Source organism: Streptomyces monashensis, from assembly GCF_001866665.1.
In the GTDB taxonomy this organism is placed as follows: Bacteria; Actinomycetota; Actinomycetes; order Streptomycetales; family Streptomycetaceae; genus Streptomyces; species Streptomyces monashensis.
This window is the reverse complement of sequence record NZ_MLYO01000054.1, coordinates 23,153-45,126: the sequence shown is the minus strand read 5'-3', so window position 1 is coordinate 45,126 and position 21,974 is coordinate 23,153. Positions and strand designations below refer to the sequence as shown.

19 protein-coding genes are annotated in these 21,974 nt (G+C 74.9%); 11 read left to right on the top strand and 8 right to left on the bottom strand.

Translation table 11 applies throughout. From position 1 onward, the window contains the following. The first annotated feature begins 4 nt into the window (after positions 1-4). From BIV23_RS29735 to BIV23_RS29710, 6 genes are read left to right on the top strand one after another with little or no spacing between them, the layout of a single operon-like run. The gene (locus BIV23_RS29735) at positions 5-1,210 is read left to right on the top strand and encodes an AAA family ATPase (RefSeq protein ID WP_071384074.1); all 1,206 of its coding nucleotides are present in this window, start codon (positions 5-7) and stop codon (positions 1,208-1,210) included. Positions 1,211-1,240: 30 nt separating this feature from the next. After that, positions 1,241-2,035 carry a hypothetical protein gene (locus tag BIV23_RS29730; RefSeq protein ID WP_071384073.1) on the top strand — a complete coding sequence of 265 codons (795 nt, stop codon included), beginning with the start codon at positions 1,241-1,243 and terminating at the stop codon, positions 2,033-2,035. A gap of 3 nt (positions 2,036-2,038) precedes the next feature. Beyond that, positions 2,039-2,302 (top strand): hypothetical protein, encoded by a 264-nt coding sequence (locus BIV23_RS29725; RefSeq protein ID WP_071384072.1) that lies wholly within the window; start codon positions 2,039-2,041, stop codon positions 2,300-2,302. After that, positions 2,299-2,976 carry a hypothetical protein gene (locus BIV23_RS29720; RefSeq protein ID WP_071384071.1) on the top strand — a complete coding sequence of 226 codons (678 nt, stop codon included), beginning with the start codon at positions 2,299-2,301 and terminating at the stop codon, positions 2,974-2,976. Before BIV23_RS29725 ends, BIV23_RS29720 begins: the two co-directional genes overlap by 4 nt. A 48-nt stretch (positions 2,977-3,024) precedes the next feature. After that, on the top strand, positions 3,025-4,785 hold the full coding sequence (locus BIV23_RS29715) for a hypothetical protein (protein ID WP_143079142.1): 1,761 nt from the start codon (positions 3,025-3,027) through the stop codon (positions 4,783-4,785). After that, positions 4,782-7,949, top strand: a complete 3,168-nt coding sequence (locus tag BIV23_RS29710; protein ID WP_071384069.1) for a WD40 repeat domain-containing protein — start codon at positions 4,782-4,784, stop codon at positions 7,947-7,949. The genes BIV23_RS29715 and BIV23_RS29710 overlap by 4 nt, the downstream gene beginning before the upstream one ends. A gap of 14 nt (positions 7,950-7,963) precedes the next feature. Here the strand turns inward: BIV23_RS29710 and BIV23_RS29705 are convergent, their stop codons facing one another. From BIV23_RS29705 to BIV23_RS29690, 4 genes are all read right to left on the bottom strand, one after another. Next, positions 7,964-8,173 (bottom strand): radical SAM-modified peptide, FtsH ternary system-associated, encoded by a 210-nt coding sequence (locus BIV23_RS29705; RefSeq protein ID WP_071384068.1) that lies wholly within the window; start codon positions 8,171-8,173, stop codon positions 7,964-7,966. A 4-nt stretch (positions 8,174-8,177) separates the two neighbouring features. Further along, on the bottom strand, positions 8,178-9,185 hold the full coding sequence (gene amrS, locus BIV23_RS29700; RefSeq protein ID WP_071384095.1) for an AmmeMemoRadiSam system radical SAM enzyme: 1,008 nt from the start codon (positions 9,183-9,185) through the stop codon (positions 8,178-8,180). Between the two features lie 74 nt (positions 9,186-9,259). Beyond that, positions 9,260-10,516 carry a hypothetical protein gene (locus BIV23_RS29695; protein ID WP_071384067.1) on the bottom strand — a complete coding sequence of 419 codons (1,257 nt, stop codon included), beginning with the start codon at positions 10,514-10,516 and terminating at the stop codon, positions 9,260-9,262. 77 nt (positions 10,517-10,593) lie between these two features. Next, complete coding sequence (locus tag BIV23_RS29690; RefSeq protein ID WP_071384066.1) at positions 10,594-11,430, bottom strand: hypothetical protein; 837 nt, start codon at positions 11,428-11,430, stop codon at positions 10,594-10,596. A 298-nt stretch (positions 11,431-11,728) separates the two neighbouring features. On the opposite strand from BIV23_RS29690, the gene BIV23_RS29685 reads away from it, so the two are divergent. From BIV23_RS29685 to BIV23_RS29675, 3 genes are all read left to right on the top strand, one after another. Beyond that, entirely contained in the window at positions 11,729-12,016 is a 288-nt protein-coding gene (locus BIV23_RS29685) for a hypothetical protein (protein ID WP_071384065.1), read from the top strand. Between the two features lie 85 nt (positions 12,017-12,101). Continuing rightward, positions 12,102-14,174: a SpoIIE family protein phosphatase gene (locus tag BIV23_RS29680; RefSeq protein ID WP_071384064.1), complete on the top strand. Its 2,073-nt coding sequence runs from the start codon at positions 12,102-12,104 to the stop codon at positions 14,172-14,174. Positions 14,175-14,214: 40 nt separating this feature from the next. Next, on the top strand, positions 14,215-14,823 hold the full coding sequence (locus BIV23_RS29675; protein ID WP_071384063.1) for a 2'-5' RNA ligase family protein: 609 nt from the start codon (positions 14,215-14,217) through the stop codon (positions 14,821-14,823). Between the two features lie 28 nt (positions 14,824-14,851). Here BIV23_RS29675 and BIV23_RS29670 read toward each other — a convergent pair whose 3' ends face one another. The 3 genes from BIV23_RS29670 to BIV23_RS29665 form a co-directional block, all read right to left on the bottom strand. Continuing rightward, positions 14,852-15,991, bottom strand: a complete 1,140-nt coding sequence (locus BIV23_RS29670; RefSeq protein ID WP_071384062.1) for an ABC transporter substrate-binding protein — start codon at positions 15,989-15,991, stop codon at positions 14,852-14,854. Continuing rightward, positions 15,988-16,137 (bottom strand): hypothetical protein, encoded by a 150-nt coding sequence (locus BIV23_RS52340; protein WP_245790700.1) that lies wholly within the window; start codon positions 16,135-16,137, stop codon positions 15,988-15,990. The genes BIV23_RS29670 and BIV23_RS52340 overlap by 4 nt, the downstream gene beginning before the upstream one ends. A gap of 66 nt (positions 16,138-16,203) precedes the next feature. After that, positions 16,204-19,068, bottom strand: coding sequence for a SpoIIE family protein phosphatase (locus BIV23_RS29665; protein ID WP_079173476.1), 2,865 nt, complete (start codon positions 19,066-19,068; stop codon positions 16,204-16,206). A 569-nt stretch (positions 19,069-19,637) separates the two neighbouring features. On the opposite strand from BIV23_RS29665, the gene BIV23_RS29660 reads away from it, so the two are divergent. Together BIV23_RS29660 and BIV23_RS29655 are read left to right on the top strand one after the other, a co-directional pair. Next, positions 19,638-20,558 carry an NADP-dependent oxidoreductase gene (locus BIV23_RS29660; RefSeq protein WP_071384061.1) on the top strand — a complete coding sequence of 307 codons (921 nt, stop codon included), beginning with the start codon at positions 19,638-19,640 and terminating at the stop codon, positions 20,556-20,558. Positions 20,559-20,793: 235 nt separating this feature from the next. Next, positions 20,794-21,096, top strand: coding sequence for a hypothetical protein (locus tag BIV23_RS29655; RefSeq protein WP_143079141.1), 303 nt, complete (start codon positions 20,794-20,796; stop codon positions 21,094-21,096). Here BIV23_RS29655 and BIV23_RS29650 read toward each other — a convergent pair. Beyond that, on the bottom strand, positions 21,072-21,836 hold the full coding sequence (locus BIV23_RS29650; RefSeq protein WP_079173475.1) for an MBL fold metallo-hydrolase: 765 nt from the start codon (positions 21,834-21,836) through the stop codon (positions 21,072-21,074). The genes BIV23_RS29655 and BIV23_RS29650 overlap by 25 nt on opposite strands. Positions 21,837-21,974 lie beyond the last annotated feature (138 nt).

Below are 21,974 nucleotides of genomic sequence, written 5' to 3'. Positions count from 1 at the left end.
CGCGGTGAGCTGGGGCCAGGACACCGTCGACACCATCAGGGACCTGGAGTACGTACGGCGGCGGCTCGGCGACGAGTTCGTCGGTCGCGAGCGGGCCGTACGGCTGCTGCAGCTCGCCGTGGTCTGCCGGGAACACGCACTGCTGCTCGGCCCCACCGGCACCGCCAAGAGCGAGCTGATCTCCGCCCTCGCCCGGCATGTCGAGGCCCGCCGGTTCAGCTATCTGCTCACCCGGTTCACGGAGCCGTCGGAGATATTCGGCGCGCTGGACTTCGAGCAGTTCCGCGAGGGCACCTACCAGGTGCGCACCGAGGGCATGCTGCCGACGGCCGAACTCGTCTTCCTGGACGAGGTGTTCCAGGGCAGCAGCGCCATTCTCAACACCTTGCTGACCCTCCTCAACGAGCGCCGCTACCACAACGGCGCCACGGCCCAGAGCGCCCCGCTGATCAGCCTGCTCGGCGCCACCAACGACATACCGGACGACCCGGGCCTGACCGCCTTCTCCGACCGCTTCCTGCTCCGCCTCCAGGTCGAACCGGTCGGCGGCACCGACCTGGAACGGCTGCTCCAGGTGGGCTGGGGCCACGAGACCCGCCGGTTCACCGAGGCCGTGCACACGGCCGAAGAGGCGCGGCGCACGGGCGGCCCCGTCCCCGCCGGTGCCGACAGCGGCTCGGGCACGGTCACCGTCGAACGGCTCGGCCGGCTCACCCTCCGGCTGCGCGACGTCGACCTCGATCCCGTCCTCGGCGAACACCGGGAACTGGTACGGCAGTTGCTGATCCAGGGCGTACGGCTCTCGGACCGCCGGCTGGTGCGCAGCCTGAAGCTGGTCGCCGCGGCCGCGCTGCTGCGCGAGTCGCGCACCGCCGAGCCGGCCGACCTGTGGCCGCTGGCCCACATCTGGACCGACCCGGCCGACCGCACCACCGTCGAGGAGGCCGTACAGGCCGTCGTCGAGAAGCACGGCGGGGAACCGGCCCGGCGCCGCCGCTCCGATCACGAGATCCTGCTCGACGCCCGCGAGATCCGCGCCCCGCTCAGAGGCGAACGACAGCCCAGCGAGTGGAGCGTCGTCGAAGGACTGCACAAACTCGCCGACCTGGCACGGGAGTTGCGGGAACATCCGCCGGTGAACACCGGGACCGAGGCAGAGCTGTCTCGTATCATTGCCGAAGTGAACGCCCTGCTCGACCAGTTCGAGTGAGGGCGGGAACACACAAGGGGGTACCCCACCATGTGCAATCCCCGACGCGTCCGCGTCCGGGCCTCCAGCCGGCTCACCCGCATGTGGCAGGAGGAGATCAGCCGCACGGCCAGCGTGAGCACCGAGGTGGCCGCGGAAGCCACCCTGCGCCAGGAGTTCGGGACCCTGCTCGGTGTCCCGGCCCGCAAGGCCTTCGAGTCCGCGCTGGGCGCCGACACCCGCTGGACCTGGCAGGACGACGCCTACCGGCTCGACACGGACCACGGCGTCATCGTCTACCACCTCGCCACCGGCGAGATCGAGATGACCGCCCGGCTCACCGACGTCGTCACCGCCGAGGCCGAGGTGACCCGCACCCTGCAGGGCACGGTGGAGGTGAACGCCGTCGCCGAGGAGAGCGCCCGGTACTACGACGACAGCTGGGGCGGGCTGAGCAGGTCGGTGGCCGAGCGCACCGCCCGGATGCAGGCCCAGGAACGCGCCGACCGCGAGGCCGTCGAGCAGATCGCACGCGAGGAGGAACAGCAGCGCCTCGCCGGACAGCGCGAACTCGCGGACCAGCGCGACGACATCGACGCCGAGGCCCGCGCCGAGGCCGAACGCCGGGCCGCTGCCGGCGCGGGCCGGCGCCGCGAGGAACTCGAGCGCGATGCCGCGGCCCGGCTGCGCGACGCCCGCACCGGCCTCCTGCGGCCCGTGCACGAGGTACTGGCCGTGGCCTACCGCGACGCCATCGTGACGTACGCCCGCGAACACGGCGCACAGGACCTGCGGGTCGACGAGACGGACGGGATGCTCAACATCCGGTTCGAGATGGAGGCCTGAGCGATGCGGGTCAGGGTCGAGTTCCGGTACAACGCCGAGACCGGCGAGGTCGAGCTGTTCCGGGTGGACGACATCGGCCGCGCCACCCGGGTCGGCGACCACGACGCCGCCCACGACGAGATCGCCCACGGCCTCGGCCGGGTGCTGGACCGCAGGCCCGGCGTCGAGGAGGTCGTACCCGGCCGGGAGCCCGTCCCCGAGCCGCCGCGGCCGCACGAGCGGGACGAACCGGGCGAGACGCCCCCCGAGCGGGAACGCCTCCGGTGAGCACGCGACCGCCCGACCTCCTGGTGCGCGCCGCCCACTGCTACGAGCAGACCGGCGACTACGCCCAGGCCGCCCGCTGCCACGACGAGGCCGGCCACCCGCTGAAGGCGGCCGAACTGTGGGAACAGGCAGGCGACATGACGCGGGCCGCCGACTGCTGGCAGCGCGCCCGCCGGCCGACCCGGGCCGCCGAGTGCCTGCTGTCCGCACACCGCTACGACGAGGCCGCCGCCTGCTTCGAAGCGGGCGGCGACCTGCTGCGCGCCGGCTTCACCCTGGTCACCCTCACCCGGTCCTTCGCCACCGCCGAGCAACTGTTCGCCACCGCACGGGCGCAGACCCCGGGCGAGCGGCTGCGGCGCCGGCTCGGCCGGCAGCTTGCCGCCGCCCGGGCCTACGGCGACAGCGGACCCCTGCTGCACACTTTGGCGGACGTGCCGGAGCGCATCGGCTCGCTCACCCCGGCCCGGGAGCGGGCCGACGTCGAGCGGTGGGCGGTGGTCGCGGCCGTCCTGATCCACCGCCCGGACCTCGGCGCCCTCGTCTTCGCCGCCTCCTACCGGGCCGGTGTCGGCGGCTGCGCCGAGCGCTGGCAGCACTGGGCCGCGGAGCACCTGGGCGACACCACCGGCGTACCCACCGCACCCGCACCGCCGGACCCGGTCGCGGCCTAGGCGGGCGCGCGAGCGGCGGCACCACCAGATCCACTCATCGGGGGACCCATGACCACTCCTTGGCGGCGCAAGAAGCGTCCGTTCCCGTTCGTCTTTCCCGCGCAGCCGCCCGCGCCGCCCCAGCCGGCCGCGCCGCCACCGCCCGCCGGGCCCGCGTCCGCGGAGGTGCCGCCGCCCCGCTTCACCGCGGTCCCCGTGACCCCCGGCGGTCACGACGGGCCGCCCGCGCCGCCCGACGACCCCCCGCCCGGCGAACCCGCGGGCGGCGACCCGGGGGAGCCCGGCGCGCCCCCCGGCTGGTCCGTCGCGGTCCGCTTCCCCTCCGCCCGCGCCGCCCTCGGGCATGTCGCGGCCACGGTGGAACTGGGCCCGCGGGCCCTGCGCAGATCACCCCACGACCACGCCGTGTGGACCCTGCTCCACCCCGGACAACAGCCCGCCCTCGCCCTCGCCCCCGCCTACGGCGGCCTGGCCTGCCACGCCGACACCGACGGCCTGCTGTGGCCCGACGGGCTGCCGGGACACGGCAACGCGCCCGGCCACGACACGGCGCACGGCCACGACGGGCCCGGAGGCCGCTCCGCACGGGCCGTCGGACACCTGTCCACCGTCGCCGGATGGGACCGGTTCGGCCTCGCCGAACTGGCCGCGCACAGCCCCGAGGACACCCCGCCCCCCGGGCTCAGGGAGGTCGTCGTCCTCGCCCCGGGCGCCCTCGCCCGCTGGCTGCTGCGCCGCTGCCTGGCCACCGGGGTGGCGATCACCTTCCAGCCCGTGGAGCGCCTTGGCCAGGGCGGCGGGAGCGACCCGGGCTGGCTGCTGCTGCGGCTGAGCGCCGCGTCCGGTGCCGTACCCGCCGGGCTGGTCGAGGCGTGCGGCCGGCTGCCCCACGCCGTGGCCTGCCGGGCGGCCGACCCGGATCTTCGGCTCCTGGTCGACCTGCGGCTCCGGCTGCCCCTGGACGACGCCGTGCTGCTGGAGGACATCCCGCTCGGACGGCACCTCGTCGTGGAGCGCGCCGGGGCCGGCACGCCCTGGCAGTGGCGGCCCCGCGACGACGAGCGGCCGGGCGAACTCCTCGACGCGCGCCCGCTGCTGGCCACCGGGGAGCCCGCGCGCACCTCCGTGCCCGTGCCGCCCCTCGGCCCCGCCGTACCGGTCCGCCTGGTGACCAGCGCCCGCGCCCCGCACCGGGTCGACGCCGTACTGATCGCGGACGCCGAACTCACCCTGCTGCGCCGCTTCCTGCGCTCCAGGCCGCTGCACGAGACCGCCGTGGTCGCCTTCGGACCGGGCCGCCACCTGGTGACCGAACCCCCCGGACTCTGCCAGACCCTGCCCTTCGGCGTCCCCGTCTACCAGGCCGGCCCCGGCGCCCTGTACCTGGAGAGCGGCTGCGTCCTCAACCCGCCGCTGCCCGACACCGCGCGCGACGAGGTCCTCGGCCTCGCGCCCGACGTCGTCACCGTGCTCTGCCGGGACGGCGCCTGGCGGCTGCGCCTGGAGGACGTACGGCCGGCCTGGCACCTGTGGTTGCCCGAGCCGCCCGCCTTCGCCGCCGGACTGTCCGGCCCCGCACGGGAGTTGCTGGACCGGGTCGCCGCCGCCGTACCGGAGGCCGAGCCCGCCGCCCCGGCCGCGCCCCGCACCCCCGAGGCCGAGCGGCGCCGGCTCAACCAGGCCGCCATGGAGCACTCCCTGCGCGGCGAGTACCGCGAGGCCGCCGAACTCCTGGAACAGGCGGGCCACTTCCAGCGCGCCGCCCAGATGTACGAGCGCGCCGCGGCCGAGCTGGGCGAGGGCCGGTGAGCACACCGGCCGCCGGCGCCTGGAACGCCCAGCAGATCCTCACCGTGCCCGCACCCGACGCCCGCTGCCTGTGCCTGTCGCCCGACGGCACCGGGCTGGTCGTGGTGCACGCCGAGGACGTCGTGCGCTACGACGACGAGGGGCGCGTCGTGTGGCGGCTGCCCTGGCCCGGCCCGCCCCCCGGCACCGTACGGCACTCCGGCACCGACGCCGCCGTGTGGAGCCCCGAAGGCGACCGCCTGTTCCTGCTCCGCGCGGGCCGCTCGGTCCTCCTGGACGCCGACACCGGCGACGCCGTGGAACTCCCCGCCGCGCTGCACACCGAGGGCGAGATCACGGCCCTCGCCCTGTCGCCCGACGCCCGGCACCTCGCGGCCGGGCTCGGCTCGGGCGACGTCCTGCTGCTCGGCCGCGCCGACGGCACGGTGACCCGGCTGCGCGGCGTCGACCCGGTGGCGGAGGTCTGCTGGATCCCGGGCCGCCAGGACACCCTGTGCGTGGCCACGGCGACCTCCGCGCAGCTGTGGGAACCGCACGGCGGCACCATGACCGGCACCCTCGGCGGGCTGTTCGAGGGCCTGCGCCGGGTCGCCTGCTCCCCGGAGGGCCGGACGATCGCCGTCGAGGACTACGCGGGACTGCGGCTGCTGGACCCCGGCTCGGGCCGGGAACTGGCCCGCGAGTTCGTGCCGTACCGGATGAACGCGCTGACGTTCAGCCACGACGGCTCCCTGCTGATCGCCGGCTCCGCGCTGGAGGGCCTGCGCGTCCTCGGCCCGCGCCTGGACCTCCTCGGGCAGCTGCCCGGCCGGGTCACCGGCCCCGGCGAACTGGGCCTGTCCGCGAGCGGACTGTTCGCCGCCCGGCTCGATCCCGACACGGTCGCGGTGTGGGAGCCGACCGGTGCCGTACCGCGCTCGCACCGGCGCCGCGGCCCGGCCGCGCTGCACCGCTGGGCCAACGCGATGGGCGTGACCGTCGGCAAGGTCCACACCCGCACCGGGGAACGGCCCCCGGGCGTGCTGCGCGCGCTGCGGCTGCCCGAGGCGGGCGCCGGCTGTGTCGCGCCCGTCCTGGTGTGGTCGCCCGACGGCGCCGGACACTGGTGCGAGTCCGGCCCCGGCCGCATCCTGGCGTACGGCGCCGACGCCACCCGACCGCACGGCTCGGCACCGGTGCCGAGCTTCCCGCACGGCTGGTACGACGCCGCCTGCCTGGCCGGCGACCGCCCGGTGGTGGTCCTGGCCGCCCACTACGAACAGGGCGTCAACCGCCTCGTGGACCCGCGCGACGGCACCGTGCTCGCCGAGCGCACCGCGGGGCAGGCGGTCAGCGCCGACCCCGTGCGTCCGCTGCGCTGGGCGGTGCCCGAACCGGGCGCCGACCCGCGCACGCTGCAGGTGCACGACCTCGGCCCGGGCGGCGGCGGACCGCAGCGGCTGCCCGTCGAAGACGGGGTGCGCCGGCCCGCCTGGTCCCCGGACGGCCGCCTGCTCGCCGCCGGCACCCGCGGCCGCGTCGTCGTCTGGGGCGTCGGCGCGGGCGGCCGCTGCCGACGGGTGCACGTCCTCGACTGGCCCGACCCGCGGGCCCTGGTGTGCCGGGTGGCCTGGTCCCCGGACGGCAGCCGGCTCGCCGCGACCGCGGGCAGCGCCGGGGGCCCGGTCGTGGTCTGGGACACCGGCACCTGGCAGCGCCTGCGGATCTTCGGCGAGGCCGGCGGCCGGGACTGGGCACCCGCGCTGTCCTGGTGCGCCGACTCCCGGCTGCTGGCCTTCGCCACCGCCGAACAGGACTCCGTGGCCGAGGTCTGGGACACCGAGGAGCCACGCCGTATCCGCGTGCTCGTGCCCCCGGACGGGGTCGGCGGGCATCTGTGGACGCTGCGCTGGTCACCGGTCGGCGACCAGCTCGCGGCCACCTACAACTCGGGTGCCGCGGTGCTCTGGGAGCTGTTCACCGGCGGCCCGCGCACCGCCGCCGCGCCGGTCCCGCCGAGCGGCCAGGAGGAACTGGTCCGCCTCGGCGTGCTGGCGGCCGTCCACGGCTTCGGCGTACCGCTGGACCTGCTCGGCGACGTCCTGGCCCTGCTGCGCGGCACCGTCCCGCCCCGGCTGCGCGCCCTCGCCGACCACCGCGGCCTGCACGCGCTGCGCGAACTGGGCTGGCCGGGGCCCGCGTTGGCGGGACTTGCGCTGCTGCTGGTGGCGGACCTGCCCGCCGCCCCGGCGTACCTGGCCCCGCCCGAGGTCACCCCCGCCGACCTCGCCCAGGCGCTGGGCCGGGCGCTGACCGGCTCCTCCGTCCCCGCCCGCGCCTCCGCCCCGGCCCTGACCGAACTGACCGCCGCCCTGGGCACGGTGGACGACCGGCTCGTGGCCCTGCTGCGCATCCTCGGCCCCGAGGCGGTCGCCGTCGATCCCACCCTGCCCGCCCGGATGCGCCGCCTGCGCCTCTCCCTCACCCCGCCGGGACCCGCCCAGCGCGCCCTGCTCGGCCTGCGCCTCCTGGACGGCGACACCGGGCTCGCCATGGGCGGCGCCGGCGGCACCGGCCGCTCCGGACTGGCCCGGCACGGCCCCGCCACCCGGCTGCTGCCCACCCAACTCGCCCTGCCGACCGAGCTGTTGCGGGCCCGGCACGCCCGGGACGAGCTGCTGTACCGCACCAGCAGCGGCCGGCTGCCGCGCGATCCGCACGGGCTGGTGCTGGTGCTGGACGACACCCCGGCCACGCACGGCAAGGTCGGCTCCGTGCTGCGGCTGGCCGCCCATCTGATGGCCGTCACCGTGCTCCGGCTCGGCCGGCCCTGCGCGCTCGTTCCGCTCGGCGAGCCCTGGCGGTCCCGGCTGCTGCTCGGCCCCGAGGACCTGGTCCATGTGTGGGCCGCCGGACCGCTGTCGGCGGGCGATGTGCCGGCCGCGTTCCGCGAGGCCGAGGTGGTCGCCGCCCGGCTCACCGCCGACCTGTCCGGGCCGCCCCGGATGGTCCTGCTGTCGCACCCCTACCTGCGGCCCGTGCCCCGGCCGGGACTGCGGGAACTGCGCGTGCACTACCCGAGCGTCCCCTGGCGCGAGCCCGCCCGGCACCGCCAGGTCCTGCCGCCGGAACCCGCCCCTGAGGAACTGCGCGCGGCGCTGACGGCACTGCTCTCGGACGACTGAACCCGTGCCGCCGCTCAGCCGCAGAGCATCTGCTCGATCGCGTCGGGGCCCAGCCGCTCCAGCAACTGCTCCAGCACCTCGGGCCGGAAGGCGTCGCCGAGCACCTGGACCCCGTCGCCGTCGACACGGATGCTGATCCGCACCAGACGCCCCTCGGGATGCTCCTCGTACTCCTCGGGCTGGATCAGGTCGGGAATGTGCTCGACCATCCGGTACTCGGTCATCGCCTCACCATCGTCCTTCCGTCACGGTGCCGCACCGCGGGCACCTGCCGTCGTCGAGGATGTTCTCGCCCAGCGCCCAGACGTCCCGCGCCACCACGGTCGTACGGCATCCCGCGCACCGGGTGGCCCGGCCGTCCGCGCCGAGGGCCCGCTCCACGTACACGTGCCGCAGCCCCGCCTCGTGCCCGATCCGCACCCCGGCCGCCAGGTCGGCCACCGGCGTGGGCGCGTGGCCGGTGCGGCGGTGGGCGGGGGTGGCCCGGACCAGATGCCAGGGGATCGCGGGATCCAGCGCGGCGAGCGCCCGGGCGATCGGGCGCAGCGTGCCCGGCCCTGCGGTGAGGCCGGGGATCAGCGGGGTCGACACCTCCACCCAGACCCCGCGCTCCCGCAGGCCCGCGAGGGTGTCGAGGACGGGTCCCGGCCGGGCGCCGGTGAGTTCGCGGTGGTCGCGTTCGTCGAGGGTCTTCACGTCGATGTTGACGGCGGCGACATGGCGTGCCGCGAGGTCGACGGCCTCGGGGGTGAGGAAGCCGTTGCTCTTCCAGACCACGTCCACCCCGAGCGGGCGGCCCGACTCGGCGAGCGCGGCCGTGAGTTCGATGGCCAGCGAGGGCTCGGTGTAGGAGATCGCGACACAGCCCGCGCGCGCGGCGGCCTCCGCGGCCACGTCCTCGGGGTCGACGGGCTCGGCGTCCCAGCGCACGGAGTCCTCACGGCCGTACTGGGACATGCGGTGGTTGATGCAGTAGTCGCAGGCGAAGGTGCAGCCGGGCGCCGCCAGGGTGAGACAGGGTGTGCCCGGGCGGTAGTGGAAGAGCGGCTTGCGCTCGAGGGTGTCCCAGTGCCGTACGGACGACGCGAACGTCGCCGTCTCCAGCCGGCCACCGGAGCGGCGGCGCACCCCGCACAGCCCCGTCTCACCGTCCTTCAGCGCACACCGGAAGGGACACAGCAGGCACTGCACCCGCCCGTGCCGCTCACGGTGCAGCACCGCCGGTGTCCACCGCATCCCCATCCGCCGTCCCCCGTCCGGTCGGCACGCCGCCACCAGCGTACCTCTGCCGTCCCGTCAACTTGTCGTGATCACTGACGAGTTGACCCGCCTGTGGCGTCGAGCGCGGCGAGCAGGGCACGGCCCGCCGCGTGGTGGGCGCCGCTGTGGCGTTCCTCGTTCCGCGGTTCCGGTCGGCCGCCCGCACGGGAGCCGGCGGCCCGCAGCGCCAGCACCTCGGAGACCGCGCGCTCGCCGACCTCCCGCCGGTCGTACGCGGCCGGCTCGCACCGGAAGGCCAGGGCGGCCGCGGCCAGCACCCCGGCCGTCGAGGAGCACCGGGAGGGGCCCCCGGCCAGCAGTCGCCGGGCCCCTTCGGGCACGGCCGCGCCGGCGGACGCGCGCTCGGGGACGAGCAGTTCGGCGAGCGACAGCCCCTGCAGCCCGGACCAGCCGTCCGTCATGAACGCCCGCGCCACGACGTCCGCCTCAGGGCCGTACCCGCTGTCCTCGGCGTCCGTGCCGTCCTCGACATCCCGGTCGTGGGTGTCCGGGTGTCCGGCGAGGCGGGCGGCAGCAGCGGCCAGCCGCAGCCGGGCTTCCGGGGGCGGGTGCGGGCCGTCGAAGTCCCGCTCGTCCACGCCGTCTTCACCGTCTTCACCGTCTTCGTCGTCGCCGCTGTCGAGGAGATCGGCGAGGACGGCGGCGTAGGCGGGGCCGCACAGCACGGCGGCGCACACGTCGGCGAACGCCTCGCCCGCCCAGCGCCCCCAGTGCGCGCGCCGGTCCGGCGCCAGAGCGGCGTCCGACACCCGCTCGGCGATCTCCGCGCCGAGGCCGCAGTCGTCGTCGATGTGGTGGGCGGCCTCGTGCGCCACGGTCAGCAGGGCGGGCAGATGGGAGCCGAAGGACCAGGGCACGTCGATCACCGGGAACGGCAGCCGGGCCGCGGCCGCCCGGCCCTCGGGAGTGTGGATGCCGCCCCGGGGCAGCAGATCGTGGTAGGCGCCGCCCCTGCGGTGGGCCCGCGGCGAGGCCGCCCGGCTGAAGCCGACGAGCGGCGGCTCCTTGGGCCGGGCGCCGGCGAGCCGCACGGCCGGGCCGTACGTCTCCCAGGCCAGCTCGTCGGCGACGTCCAGGAAGCGGCGGTACGCACGTACCTGGCGCAGCAGGAACCGGGTGCGGTAGAAGTCCCACACGTGGTGCAGGTCCAGCACCCGCCCCGGCACCTGGGCGGCGCGCCCGTCCGTGAGCCGGACGCGCACGTCGGCCACCGCAGCACCCAACAGCGCGCCGACCGCGTCGAGTTGACTGCGGTGCTTCTCCAGCGGTCCGCCCGCGCGGCTCACCGCCTCCCACTGACGCAGCTCCGCCTCCAGCCCGGCGACGGCGTGCTCGCGGACGGCGGCGCGCCGGGCGGGGGAGGTCAGGAGGCGTCCTGGGCCGGTGGCGTCGTCGGATCCGCCGCCGGGAGGGGCTGGGGCGGGAATTCGAGGACGGCGGCGGGGTCGTCGCCGGCCTGCTCCAGCAGCAGGGGCGGCACGGGCTCCGCGTCCAGGCCGCGCCCCGGCTGGACCGGCCCGTACTCCTCGCGCACCCCGCCGAGCCAGGTGGTCCGCAGCCGTACGACACGGTGGAGCGGCGTGACGGACGCGCCGATCCACTGGAAGCCCAGGTGCCGGCTGCCCGCGATCCGTGCCGCGCCGGCGAGGTCGAGCAGGGACAGCGGGCCGACGCCCGCGGACGTGGTCAGCCGCAGCTCGACGGCGGCTCCCGCACCGGCGGCCACCAGCACGGCGGCGGCCTCGGCCCGGACCACCTCGGTCACGGCGAGCAGGTCCGCGTCCCAGCGGCCCTCCCAGTAGCGGCGCACCAGCGCGCGGGCCAGGGCACGGGTGTCGGTGACCGCGCTGCCGGTCATGCCGCGGTACGCCACGAGTGCCGCCCGCTCCCGGGCGAACCGCAGCAGCACACCGGCGTCCGCGTCGACGAGGGCCGAGAACAGCGGGTCGGTGGCGCCGGACGCCTTGAAACGCAGGTCGACACCGCCCCCGGCGTCGTACACGAACGAACCCCGGGCCGCCGGTGCCGTCTCCTCGCACGTGATCCGCCGGTCGCCCAGCGTCCCGGCCGTGCGCACGGAACCCCTGGCGTCGTGCAGGACGTCCCCGACGGCCACGTTGTGGACCAGGGGCCAGGTCAGCCACCAGTCGCCCCACGCCTCGCGCAGGGCGTCCCGGTACACGGCGAACGCTTGGACCACGACCGTCGGCTCCTCCCTGCCCCCACGCGGATTCCGCTCGGGCGCCGTCCGGGTACCTCGGGCGCCCAGGGCGTCTGCGCGCAGGCTAGCAGCGGCGCCACCGGGACACGCCCGAACCGCCGTGATCGGCCGGGGGAGTTGACCCGGCACACCCGTGGACGGTGGCCGTCGGCGTCCGGATCGCCTGTCCGGTGGCGGCCGTCCCCTGGCTGCCGCGCCGGGTCCGGATCGGGGACGGCACGACGGCGGGCCGGTACGCGCCCGTGAGCGGCCTGTCGCGCGGAGCTACGCTGCGGTCATGGAACTGACGGTCCTGGTCGTGCCGGCGTGCCCGCACACCGCGCCGCTGCGCGAGCGCCTGACCCTCGTCCTGGAGGGGCGTACCGACGTCACCGTGACCTGGCGCGAGGTGACCGACCCGGAGGAGGCCGAGCACCTGGGCATGCACGGCTCACCGACGCTGCTGGTCGACGGCGCCGATCCGTTCGCCCGCCCGGACGAGGCACCGAGCCTGTCGTGCCGCCTCCTCGGCCTGCCGTCGCCGGACCGGCTCCGCAGGGCCCTGGCCCGCCCAGGTGTGTGCTGACGGGTTCTGGGCCGACGATGGATGAAGGCAGAACACCCGCCGGTACGGCAAGCGCCGAGGCGCCGAGCGGGAAGGACAATGAGGCATGGGCACGATGGACTCTTTCCGAGCAGGCCATGGCCGGTCGGTGACGGGTCCCGCCGCCGCGCCCCCGAGCGGCCTGCTCGATCTGCTCAGTGTCGCCGCGGTGGTGCTGAACGCGCAGGGCCAGGTGGTCTTCTGGAGCCCGAAGGCCGAGGAATTGTTCGGGTACACCGCGGTGGAGGCGCTGGGTCAGCACGCGGCCCGGCTGACGGTCCACGAGGAGCACCGGGACGCGGTGATCAAGGTGTTCGCCGAGGTCATGGAGTCCGGCAACGACTGGGCAGGGGCGTTCCCGATCCGGCACAAGGACGGCAGCACCCGCCTCGTGGAGTTCCGCAACATGCGGCTGCTGGACGACCTCGGTGACGTCTACGCCCTGGGCCTCATCGCGGACCAGGCCGCTGTGGAGCGGGTCGAGCGGGATGCCGCCCTGGCCATGTGTCTGGTGTCCCAGTCCCCGGTCGGGCTGGCCATTCTGGACCCGGACCTGCGGTACCTGGCCGTGAACCCGGCGCTCGAACGCATCACCGGACAGTCCGCCGCCGAGCGTCTGGGCCGCCCGGTCGGCGAGATCCTGGACTACCTGGACACGGACCCCGAGGCACGACTGCGCCGGGTCCTGGAGACCGGCGAGCCGGTCGTGGACCGGGACATCGTCTGCCGTCCGCCGGGCGACCCGGACCACGAGCATGCCTGGTCCGTGTCGTACTACCGGCTGGAGGACTCCGGCGGGCGGGTGCTGGGACTGGCCTATTCCGTGATCGACGTCACCGAGCGTCACCGGGCCGCTGCCGAGGCGGCACTGGCCCGGCGACGGCTGGCCCTGATCGCCAGGGCCTCCGCCTGCGTGGGCACCACCCTCGACCTGGAGACGACGGCGCGCGAGCTCGCCGACGTCGTCGTACCGGACCTGGCCGACGTGGCGGCCGTGGACGTGCTCGACAGCGCCCTCGACCGCCGGAGCGCGCCGGGTGAGGGACCCGCCCTCTTCCGTGCCCTCGCGGTCAGCGCCGCCCACCCCACCGAGGCGGTCCACGCGGCCGACCCGCCGGGGGAACTCGCCGTCTACGACAGCGACCGTCTGATCACCCGGTGCGTGCGCACCCGCCGACCGGTACTGGTGCCCCGCACCACCCGTCGGGATCTGGAGCGCATCGCCCGGCACGGCGAGGCCGCCGCCGCCCTCGAGGCGGGCGGCGTGCACTCCTACCTGGCCGTACCGCTGCTGGCCCGGGGCGAAGTCCTCGGCGCCCTCGACCTCGCACGCACCCGGAACCCCGTGCCGTTCGACGACGACGACGCCCTCCTCGCCGGTGAGCTGGCCGCCCGGGCCGCGGTGTGCATCGACAACGCCCGCGGCTACCAGGCCCAGCGCCATGCGGCCCTCACCCTCCAGCGCAGCATGCTTCCGGAGCGCCCGTCGCGGCTGCCCGGCCTGGACGTCGCCTGCCGCTACCAACCCGCGGGCGCCGCGAGCGAGATCGGCGGCGACTGGTACGATGCCGTCCCCCTCCAGGGCGACCGAACCGCCCTGGTCGTCGGGGACGTCATGGGCAGCGGCATCAACGCCGCCGCCACCATGGGGCAACTCCGCAGCGCCGCCCGCGCGTTCGCCGAGCTCTCCCTCGCCCCCGCCGAGGCCCTCCATCACCTGGACCGGCTGACCGAAGGCATCGAGCAGACCATCACCACCTGCATCTACTGCGTCTACGACCCGCACCGGGCCGAGTGCGAGATCTGCCTGGCCGGCCATCTGCCGCCGGCCCTGCTGCGGGCCGGCCGGGCGGCACAGCTGCTGGACCTGCCCACCGGCGCGCCGCTGGGTGTCGGCGGGGTGCCCTTCGAGGCCGCCACGATCGCCTTCCGCCCCGGCGACGCGCTGGTCCTCTACACCGACGGTCTGGTCGAGACCCGGAGCGAACCCATCGACGCTCGCCTGGACGCCCTTCTCGACGCCCTCACCGCGACATGCGGCCACGATCTGGAGGTCACCTGCGACCGCATCCTGGAGCTGCTGCGCTCGTCCGGCGGTGAGGACGACGTGGCACTGCTCATCGCCCGGGCCCGGCCCTGAGCCCTGGACCCGATCGGGACGTGCTGCGGAGGAGGGCGGTGTGGACGGGAACGCGGATGCCGGCGGGGCCGAGCCGGTGGACGTGCTCGAGGCGGCGCCGACGGCCCGGACGGCGGTGGCGTGGTTGCCGCCGCCGGAGCTCTGGCCGGCGATCCAGGAGATCCGCCTGGAGCACGATCCGCAGGTACGGCGCTGGCCGCCGCATGTGAATCTGCTGTTCGGCTTCGTGCCGGAGGAGGAGTTCGCGCGGGCGGTGCCGCTGCTTCGCGCCGGGGCGGCGCAGACGGCGCCGTTCGCGGCGCACCTGGGCGGGGTGCGGTACTTCCGGCACCGGCGTTACGCGACGGTGTGGCTCGATCCGGCGTCGGCGGGCGCGGCGCCCTGGGCCCGTCTGCACCGGGCGCTGGAGGCGCGATTCCCGCTCTGCGGTGCGCGTGGCGGCCGTTTCACCCCGCACCTGTCGCTCGGCCGGACCCAGGACCCGCGGCGCCTCGCCGCCGAGTGCGCGGCCCGGCTCGGCACTCTGCCGGCGGTGGTCGAGGACGTGGTCCTGCTCTCCCGGCACGGTGACGAACCGATGCGCCCCCGCGCCGTCATCGCCCTGGGCACGGGCGAGGTCCGCCTTTCACCGCCGGGGGCCGGACTCTGAGCGGCGGGACACACCTCGTTGACGGGCCCTAGCCGGGGACGGCCTTCGCCCAGCCCCGGGTGACCGTCTCCCTCGCCTTCTCCAGTTGCGCGTCCGTCGGGAACTGGGGCGTTCCCTCGACCGTCGGCAGGCGTGCGGCGGCGGCCGTGTCGAGGGTGCCGTCCTGGCGCATGGCGTCCATGAGCACCGGGCGGGCGTAGCCGCGCAGCCGGAGGTTCTGGCCCTCCGGGCTGAAGAGGTACTCCTGCCACAGGCGGGCGGCCGCCGGGTGCGGGGCGCGCTTGTTGGTCGCCAGTGCGTAGTACTGGGCGAAGCTGCCGTCGAAGGGGATCGCGACCTGCCACTTCACGCCCTTGTCGCGGAGCTGGTCGGCGTAGCCGAGGTTGACGTAGTCCCAGTTGATGCTGATCGGGGTCCGGCCGCTCGTGATCGTCGCCGCGTCGGAGGCGACGGGGTTGAAGTTGCCGCGCTTGTCGAGTTCGGCGAAGAAGTCGAGGCCGGGCTGGACGTCGTCGAACGACCCGTTGTTCGCCAGCGCGGCCGCGTAGACGCTGGCGAAGGCGGTGGCCGACCGGGGCGGGTCGCCCTCGAGCGCGACCTTGCCCTTGTAGGCGGGCTTCAGCAGATCGGCGAAGGTCTGCGGACAGGGGGTGACCCGGCGGGCGTCGCAGCCGATGGAGATGTAGCCGCCGTAGTTGTTGGTCCAGCGGGCCTTCGCGTCCTTCTGGTCACCGGGGATCTGATCGAAGGCGGCCACCTTGTACGGCGCGAGAAGGTTCCGCGCCGCCGCTTTGCGGGCGAACGTGTCGCCCACGTCGATCACGTCCGGCGCCGTCGGCCGGTTCCCCCTCTTCGCCAGGGCGTCGATCTCGTCCTCGCTGTGGCCCAGCGGATTCTCCACCGTGACCTTGATCCCGTACTTCTTCTCGAAGCCGTCGATCAGGCTGCCGTAACCGGCCCAGTCGCGCGGCAGCGCCATCGCTCTGAGCGCGCCCTCCCGCTGCGCCGCGGCGATCAGTGCGCGCATGCCGCCCACGCTCTCGGCGGACGTGGCCACCGACGGTTTCACGGGGCCGGCGGCCGGGGGGCTCTCGCACGCGCTCAGACCGAGTGCCGCGAGAGCGAAGCAGCCGACGACCGCCGCTGTTCCGGCACACGGTGGGGTCACGGCTGCTCCCGGACGTGGGTGGACGAGGCGGTCACCTCGCCCCGCTGCCGCCGGCGGCGCCACCGGGGCCGCAGCGGCGGGCCTCCCGCCGCGCCTTCCGGCCTGTTCGGCTCCCCGGCGCCGACAAACGCCGACAAAATGGTCATCGAGGCCAGCGTACCCGGCCGCCTCGACGGCGGAATGCCGTCCGGGCGGCACGGGTGCACCGTCTTCTACAGCGCGATGTCGTCCCATTGGTCGAGCAGGGGATCGCCGAGTCCCTCCGCCTCCGGCGTGGCGTCGTGTTCCAGGGACTGCTCGGCCCAGATGACCTTGCCGGTGGCGGTGTAGCGGGTTCCCCAGCGTTCGGCGAACCGGGCGACCAGGAAGAGCCCGCGGCCGCCCTCGTCGGTGACCTTCGCCCGGCGCAACCGCGGCGAGGTGCTGCTGCCGTCGGCGACCTCGAAGATCAGGGTGCCCGCATCGGGGCTGCCGTCCGGCTCCGTGCGGAGCAGTCGTACGGAGATGGGTTCGGCGCCGTAGCGGACGGCGTTGGTGATCAGTTCGCTGAGGATGAGCTCGGCGGTGAAGACGACCTGCTCCAGCCCCCATTCCGCCAGGCGGCGGGCGCAGGCGGTGCGCACGGGGGCCACCGCCGCGGGGTCACGGGGCACCTCCCACTCGGCGACCTGATCCGGCCCGAGCCGGCGCGTGCGGGCCACCAGCAGCGCGATGTCGTCCCGGGGGCGGTCGGACAACATGGCCTCCATGACCGCCGTACAGGTGGCCTCCGGCGTGCGCGGAGGCCCGGCCAGGGCGTCGCGCAGGGCCGCCGTGCCGGCGTCCGGGTCACGGGTGCGGTCCTCGATCAGCCCGTCGGTGTAGAGCACCAGCCGGGCGTTCTCGGGCACGGTGAGTTCGGTGGTCTCCACCGGCAGGCCCGCGCCGAGTCCCAGCGGCGGGGAGACGGACAGCCGGGGAAACTCGACGGTTCCGTCGGGCCGGACCACCGCCGGTCCGGGGTGGCCGGCGCTGGCGACGGCCAGCCGCCCGGAGGTGGGGTCGTAGACGGCGTACTGGCAGGTCGCCCCGGTGATCACGCCCTGCTCGGGCTCCGCGATCACCTCCTGCTCGTGCTCCGGCGCGCTGACCTCCTCGGCGTCGATCTGCGCCACCAGCTCGTCCAGCCGGCCCAGGAGTTCCTCCACCGGCATGTCCAGGACGGCGAAGTTGTGCACGGCGGTGCGCAGCCTGCCCATCGTCGCCGCCGCGTGCAGACCGTGGCCGACGACATCGCCCACGACGAGCGCCACCCGGGTACCGGACAGCGGGATGACGTCGAACCAGTCCCCGCCCACCCCGGACTGGGCGGGCAGATAGCGGTAGGCGACCTCGAGGGCGGACTGCTGGGGCAGCGCGCGGGGCAGCAGGCTGTGCTGGAGGGCGACGGCCATGGAGTGCTCGCGGGTGTAGCGGCGGGCGTTGTCGATGCACACCGCCGCCCGGGCGGCCAGCTCCTCGGCGAAGGACACGTCCTCGTCCTCGAAGGGCGGGGAGCCCCTCGCGCGCCAGTAGACCACCACGCCCAGGACCACGCCGCGGGCGCGCAGCGGCACCGCGAGCATGGAGTGGATCCCGTGGTCGAGGATCCGCCGGGCACCTTCGGGGTGCTGGGCCTGCCAGGCGCCGGACGCGCTCAGGTCCGCGACCAGGACCGGGCGGCCCTCGGCCATCGCCACGGAGACGGGGTTGCTCGGGACGGGCCGCATCAGCTCGCCGACCGGGTGGAGGGGACGGTCCGCGTCCAGACCGGCGACGGCGCTGCGCCGCAGCTCGGTGCTCCCGGCGGGCGCGGCGGAGGTCTCCTCGCCGCGCAGGACCGGGTCCAGCAGATCGACGGTGGCGACGTCGGCGAACCGGGTCACCGCCACCGCGGCCAGTTCCTCGGCCGTGCGCTTCACGTCGAGCGTGGTGCCGATCCGCATCCCGGCGTCGTAGAGGGACTGCAGCCGTTCGCGTGCCACCTCCGCCCGGCCGGTCAGGGCCCGCAGCTCGGTGGTGTCCCGGAGCGTGACCACGCTGCCGCCCGGTCCGTGCGGTGCGGTGAGCCGCTTGCTGACGGCGAGCAGCCGGTCGGCGGCCAGGTACACCTCGTCGGTGGCGGGGCGGTCGGAGGCCAGCAGGCCGGCGAGGTCCTCGTCCAGCCCCAGCTCGGTGATGTGCCGCCGCTCCGCGTCCGCCGGCAGGGCCAGCAGCCGCCGGGCCTCGTCGTTGGCCAGCAGCAGGCGGCCGTCACCGCCGACGATCAGCACCCCTTCCCGCACCGCGTGCAGCACCGCGTCGTGGTGCTCGTACATCCGGGTCATCTCGGTCGGCCCCAGGCCGTGGGTCTGCCGCCGCAGCCGCCTGCTCACCAGGGCCGACCCGACCGCGGCGACGACCAGGGCGACGCCGGCGCCGACGACGAGGACCGGCAGCTGCTGGTTCACCCTGTGCTGCACCCGCTCGACCGTGACGGGCACGGAGACGATGGCGATGACCGAACCGCCGGGATTCCTGACGGGCACCGCCGAGACCACGGAGAGGCCCAGTGCGCCCTGGAACGTACTGGTGAACGGCCGGCCCGTCGCCGCCGCCGCGTACGGCCCGATGACGCGTTTGCCGACCTGCCGCGGGTCGCTGTGGGCGAGGGTGATCCCGTCCAGCCCGTACACGATGACGGCGTCGACGCCGGTGGTCCTCTTGGCCGCCTCGGCGGGCGGCTGCAGCGCCGCGGTCGGGTCCGCGCTCTCCAGCGCCGCCACGGTTCCCGGGGCGTGCGCGAACGTCTGCGCCACGGTGAGCGTCCGGTTGCGGGCGTCCGCCATCACGTCTCGTTGCGCCTGTACGACGAGAGCCACCAGGGCGGCGGCGACGAGCAGCATCGCGACCGCCAGCTGGAGCAGGAAGACCTGTCCCGCGAGGCTGCGCAGACTCAGCAGCGAGCCCGACCGCCACGGTGCTCCGACCCGACGGCGCCGACCGGGCCGATGGGCCCGCTGGGACGCGTCCGACGTATCGGACGCGTCCTGCCCGGACCGACCGGAAACTCCGCTCATACCACCTTTCTATCGTTTCGCGGGGTTGACCACGAAGCGACAGGGGACGGACGGGTCCACTCGGGGACGGCGCCGGGCGAGACGGGGGAGTTCCGGGAGGTTCCTCTGCCGCGCTCGGTGCGCGAAGCGATGGAGCGGCACCGGGCGAAGCGTGCCCGCTCGGCCCTTCGCCGGTGATGCCGGCCGGCCGGTCCACGGGAGCCGACAGCTGCGTGGCGAGCTCGTCCGCATGAGGCAGCGGGGTGACGCCGCGCGCCCGGCGTTCGAACAGTTCACGGCCCAGGTGGTTCCTTCAGCGCCCGGGTCTGCGTGGTGACGGTGGACCGCGACCGGAACCATGGGGTCCTGATCGCTCAGGGCGTCGAGACGACGAGATCCACAGGGCAGCCACCGGCCGTCCGTCCCCGTATCAGACATCGGTTCATCGACACCTGATACCGGGTCTTCCATTGGTGCGGACACGTCGGCGGTTCTAGATTCGAGGCACAAGCGCTCAGCTACCCGACCTCAGACGCGCCGGCCCCCACTCGGCCGGGATGCGCCGACCGCCCGGAAAGCCACTGTGAATCATGAAGGCCATTGCACTCGAACAGTACGGCTCGTCCGACGACCTGCGGCTGATGGACCTGCCTGATCCCAAGGTGGCGCCCGGCGAGGTCCTCGTCCGGGTGAAGGCGGCGGGGGTCAATCCCGTCGACTGGAAACTCGCCGCCGGGTACCTGGATCCGATCATGGAGGTCCGGTTCCCGCTGATCTCCGGCTGGGATGTCGCGGGCGTCGTGGAACGGGCCGGGTTCGACGCCGGTGAGTTCGCCGTGGGGGACGAGGTCTTCGGCTACGTCCGCAAGGACTGGGCCCAGAACGGGGCGTACGCCGAACTGGTCTCCGCCCCCGTTCGCACCCTGGCCAGGAAGCCCGCCGCGCTCACCTGGGAGCAGGCCGCGGGGGCGCCGCTGGCGGGGCTCACCGCCTACCAGAGCATCAAGCGGGTGGGCCTCGGCAAGGGGGAGACCGTGCTGATCCACGCCGCGGCGGGCGGTGTCGGCTCGCTCGGCGTCCAGATCGCCGTCGCGTTCGGCGCCCGGGTGATCGGCACCGCGAGCGAACGCAACCACGGCTTCCTCCGCGAGCTCGGCGCGGAGCCGGTCGCCTACGGGGACGGGCTCGCCGACCGCGTACGGGAACTGGCGCCCGACGGCGTGGACGCGGCCCTGGACTTCGTCGGCGACGGCGCGGTGGACGTCTCGCAGCAGCTGCTCAAGGAGCGCGAACGGGTGGCGTCGATCACCGATGGCGAGGCAGCGGCGAAGGGCGGCCACTACGTGTGGGTGCGCCCGGACGCGGCCGACCTTGCGGCCCTCGCCGACCTCGCCGACGCGGGCAGGCTCACGGTGCGCGTGGAGCACACACTGCCGCTGGCCGAGGCCGCCCAGGCGTGGCGCCTGAGCCAGGCAGGCCACACCCGGGGAAAGATCGTCCTGACCGTCTGACATCGCCCGCGGTGACGGGCTCCGGGCCGGTGCTCCGCGCCGGTGGACGGCGGGCCCGCGGCGAAGTGTGACCGGCGAGGCGACGTGGTCCGCCGAGACTTCCCGCGCGGGGGCAACCGACAGTGAGTCTCCTGACGCCCGCTTCGGCCACGGCCCTGGCACTGAACGCGCGTCGGAGACCTTCATGGTGTCCTTCAGGAGGTCCATGAAGGCCCGGTCCAGGTATCGCTCGCCGGTGCCCTCGGCATCCAGCAGCCCGGGATGGCCCTCGGCCGGTTCCGAGGCGGTCTCCAGTCCGGTCAGCCCCGCGCCGACCACCGCGACCGCGCCGCCGGGGGCGATCGATCTCGCCGACCGCATGCCGGCCCAGGTCTGCTGCGCCCTCGTGACCCGGCCGGCCGACCGCTCCAACTCCTCAGCCGTGACCGGATCGTCCGCCTGCCCGCTTCGCTCCACCTCGATGAACCGGCCCATCACCGCCTCGGCGGTCCGCAGCCCCGGCACAGGGCGGGCCTACGTGTTGGTCGCGTGGACATAGTTGTGTGCCAGTTCTCGCAGGCGGTGCCCGTCGAAGCTGCGGCCGTGGCCCGGATGGGCGATGGACACGTCCAGGTCGGCCAGAAGTGCCAGGCTGCGCCGATAGGTTGGCGGGTCGGATTCGGGGAGGTCGTCGATGAGGTGGCCGTTGTAGAGGACGTCGCCGGTGAACAGTGCCCCGGTGCGTTCTTCGAGGAGGGCGACGCAGCCGGGGGTGTGTCCGGGAAGGTGCAGGACGGTCAACGAGCGCCCGCCCAGATCGATCACGTCCCGGTCCCGGAGCGGGTGGTGCACCGTGAGCGGCTCCACGCGGTAGGCGCGTGGGTCGTAGCCGGTGTGGGGCAGCGCGTCGATCAGCAGGCCGGGGAGGTCCTCTCCGGCTGGGTCCATGCCGAGTTCCGAGTAGAGCTCGGGGCCGTACAGGCTGGCGGGTACGCCCTGCGCGAGGGCCTCTGCGGCGGTTTCGTGGGCTGCCCGTTCGCGGAACTCGTGTGCTCCGCCGACGTGGTCCAGGTGCGCGTGGGTGAGGACGACGAGCGGGTCCCGTTCGAACAGGTCGGGGATGTGCCGGCGCAGGCCGGCAACGCCCAGGCCCGCGTCCACGACGAGGTCGCGGTCCGAGCCGCGCAGCCACCACAGGTTGGCCCGCACCAGCTTGTCGGCGTGCGGCTCGGTGATGCGTACGACGCCGTCGTCCCGTTCTTCCAGCTCGTACCAGCAGCGAGCCCGCGCGAGGGTCATCGGCCCGTCCCGCTCGCGACGAGATGCCGATCACCGGAGTCCAGGTCTTGCCATGAGGGAAATGAGAGCAATGAGAGCAATGAGAGCACCGCAGTCACCTTCCTTGTACGGGAATCGGTCCTTCCCCGGCCGACGACG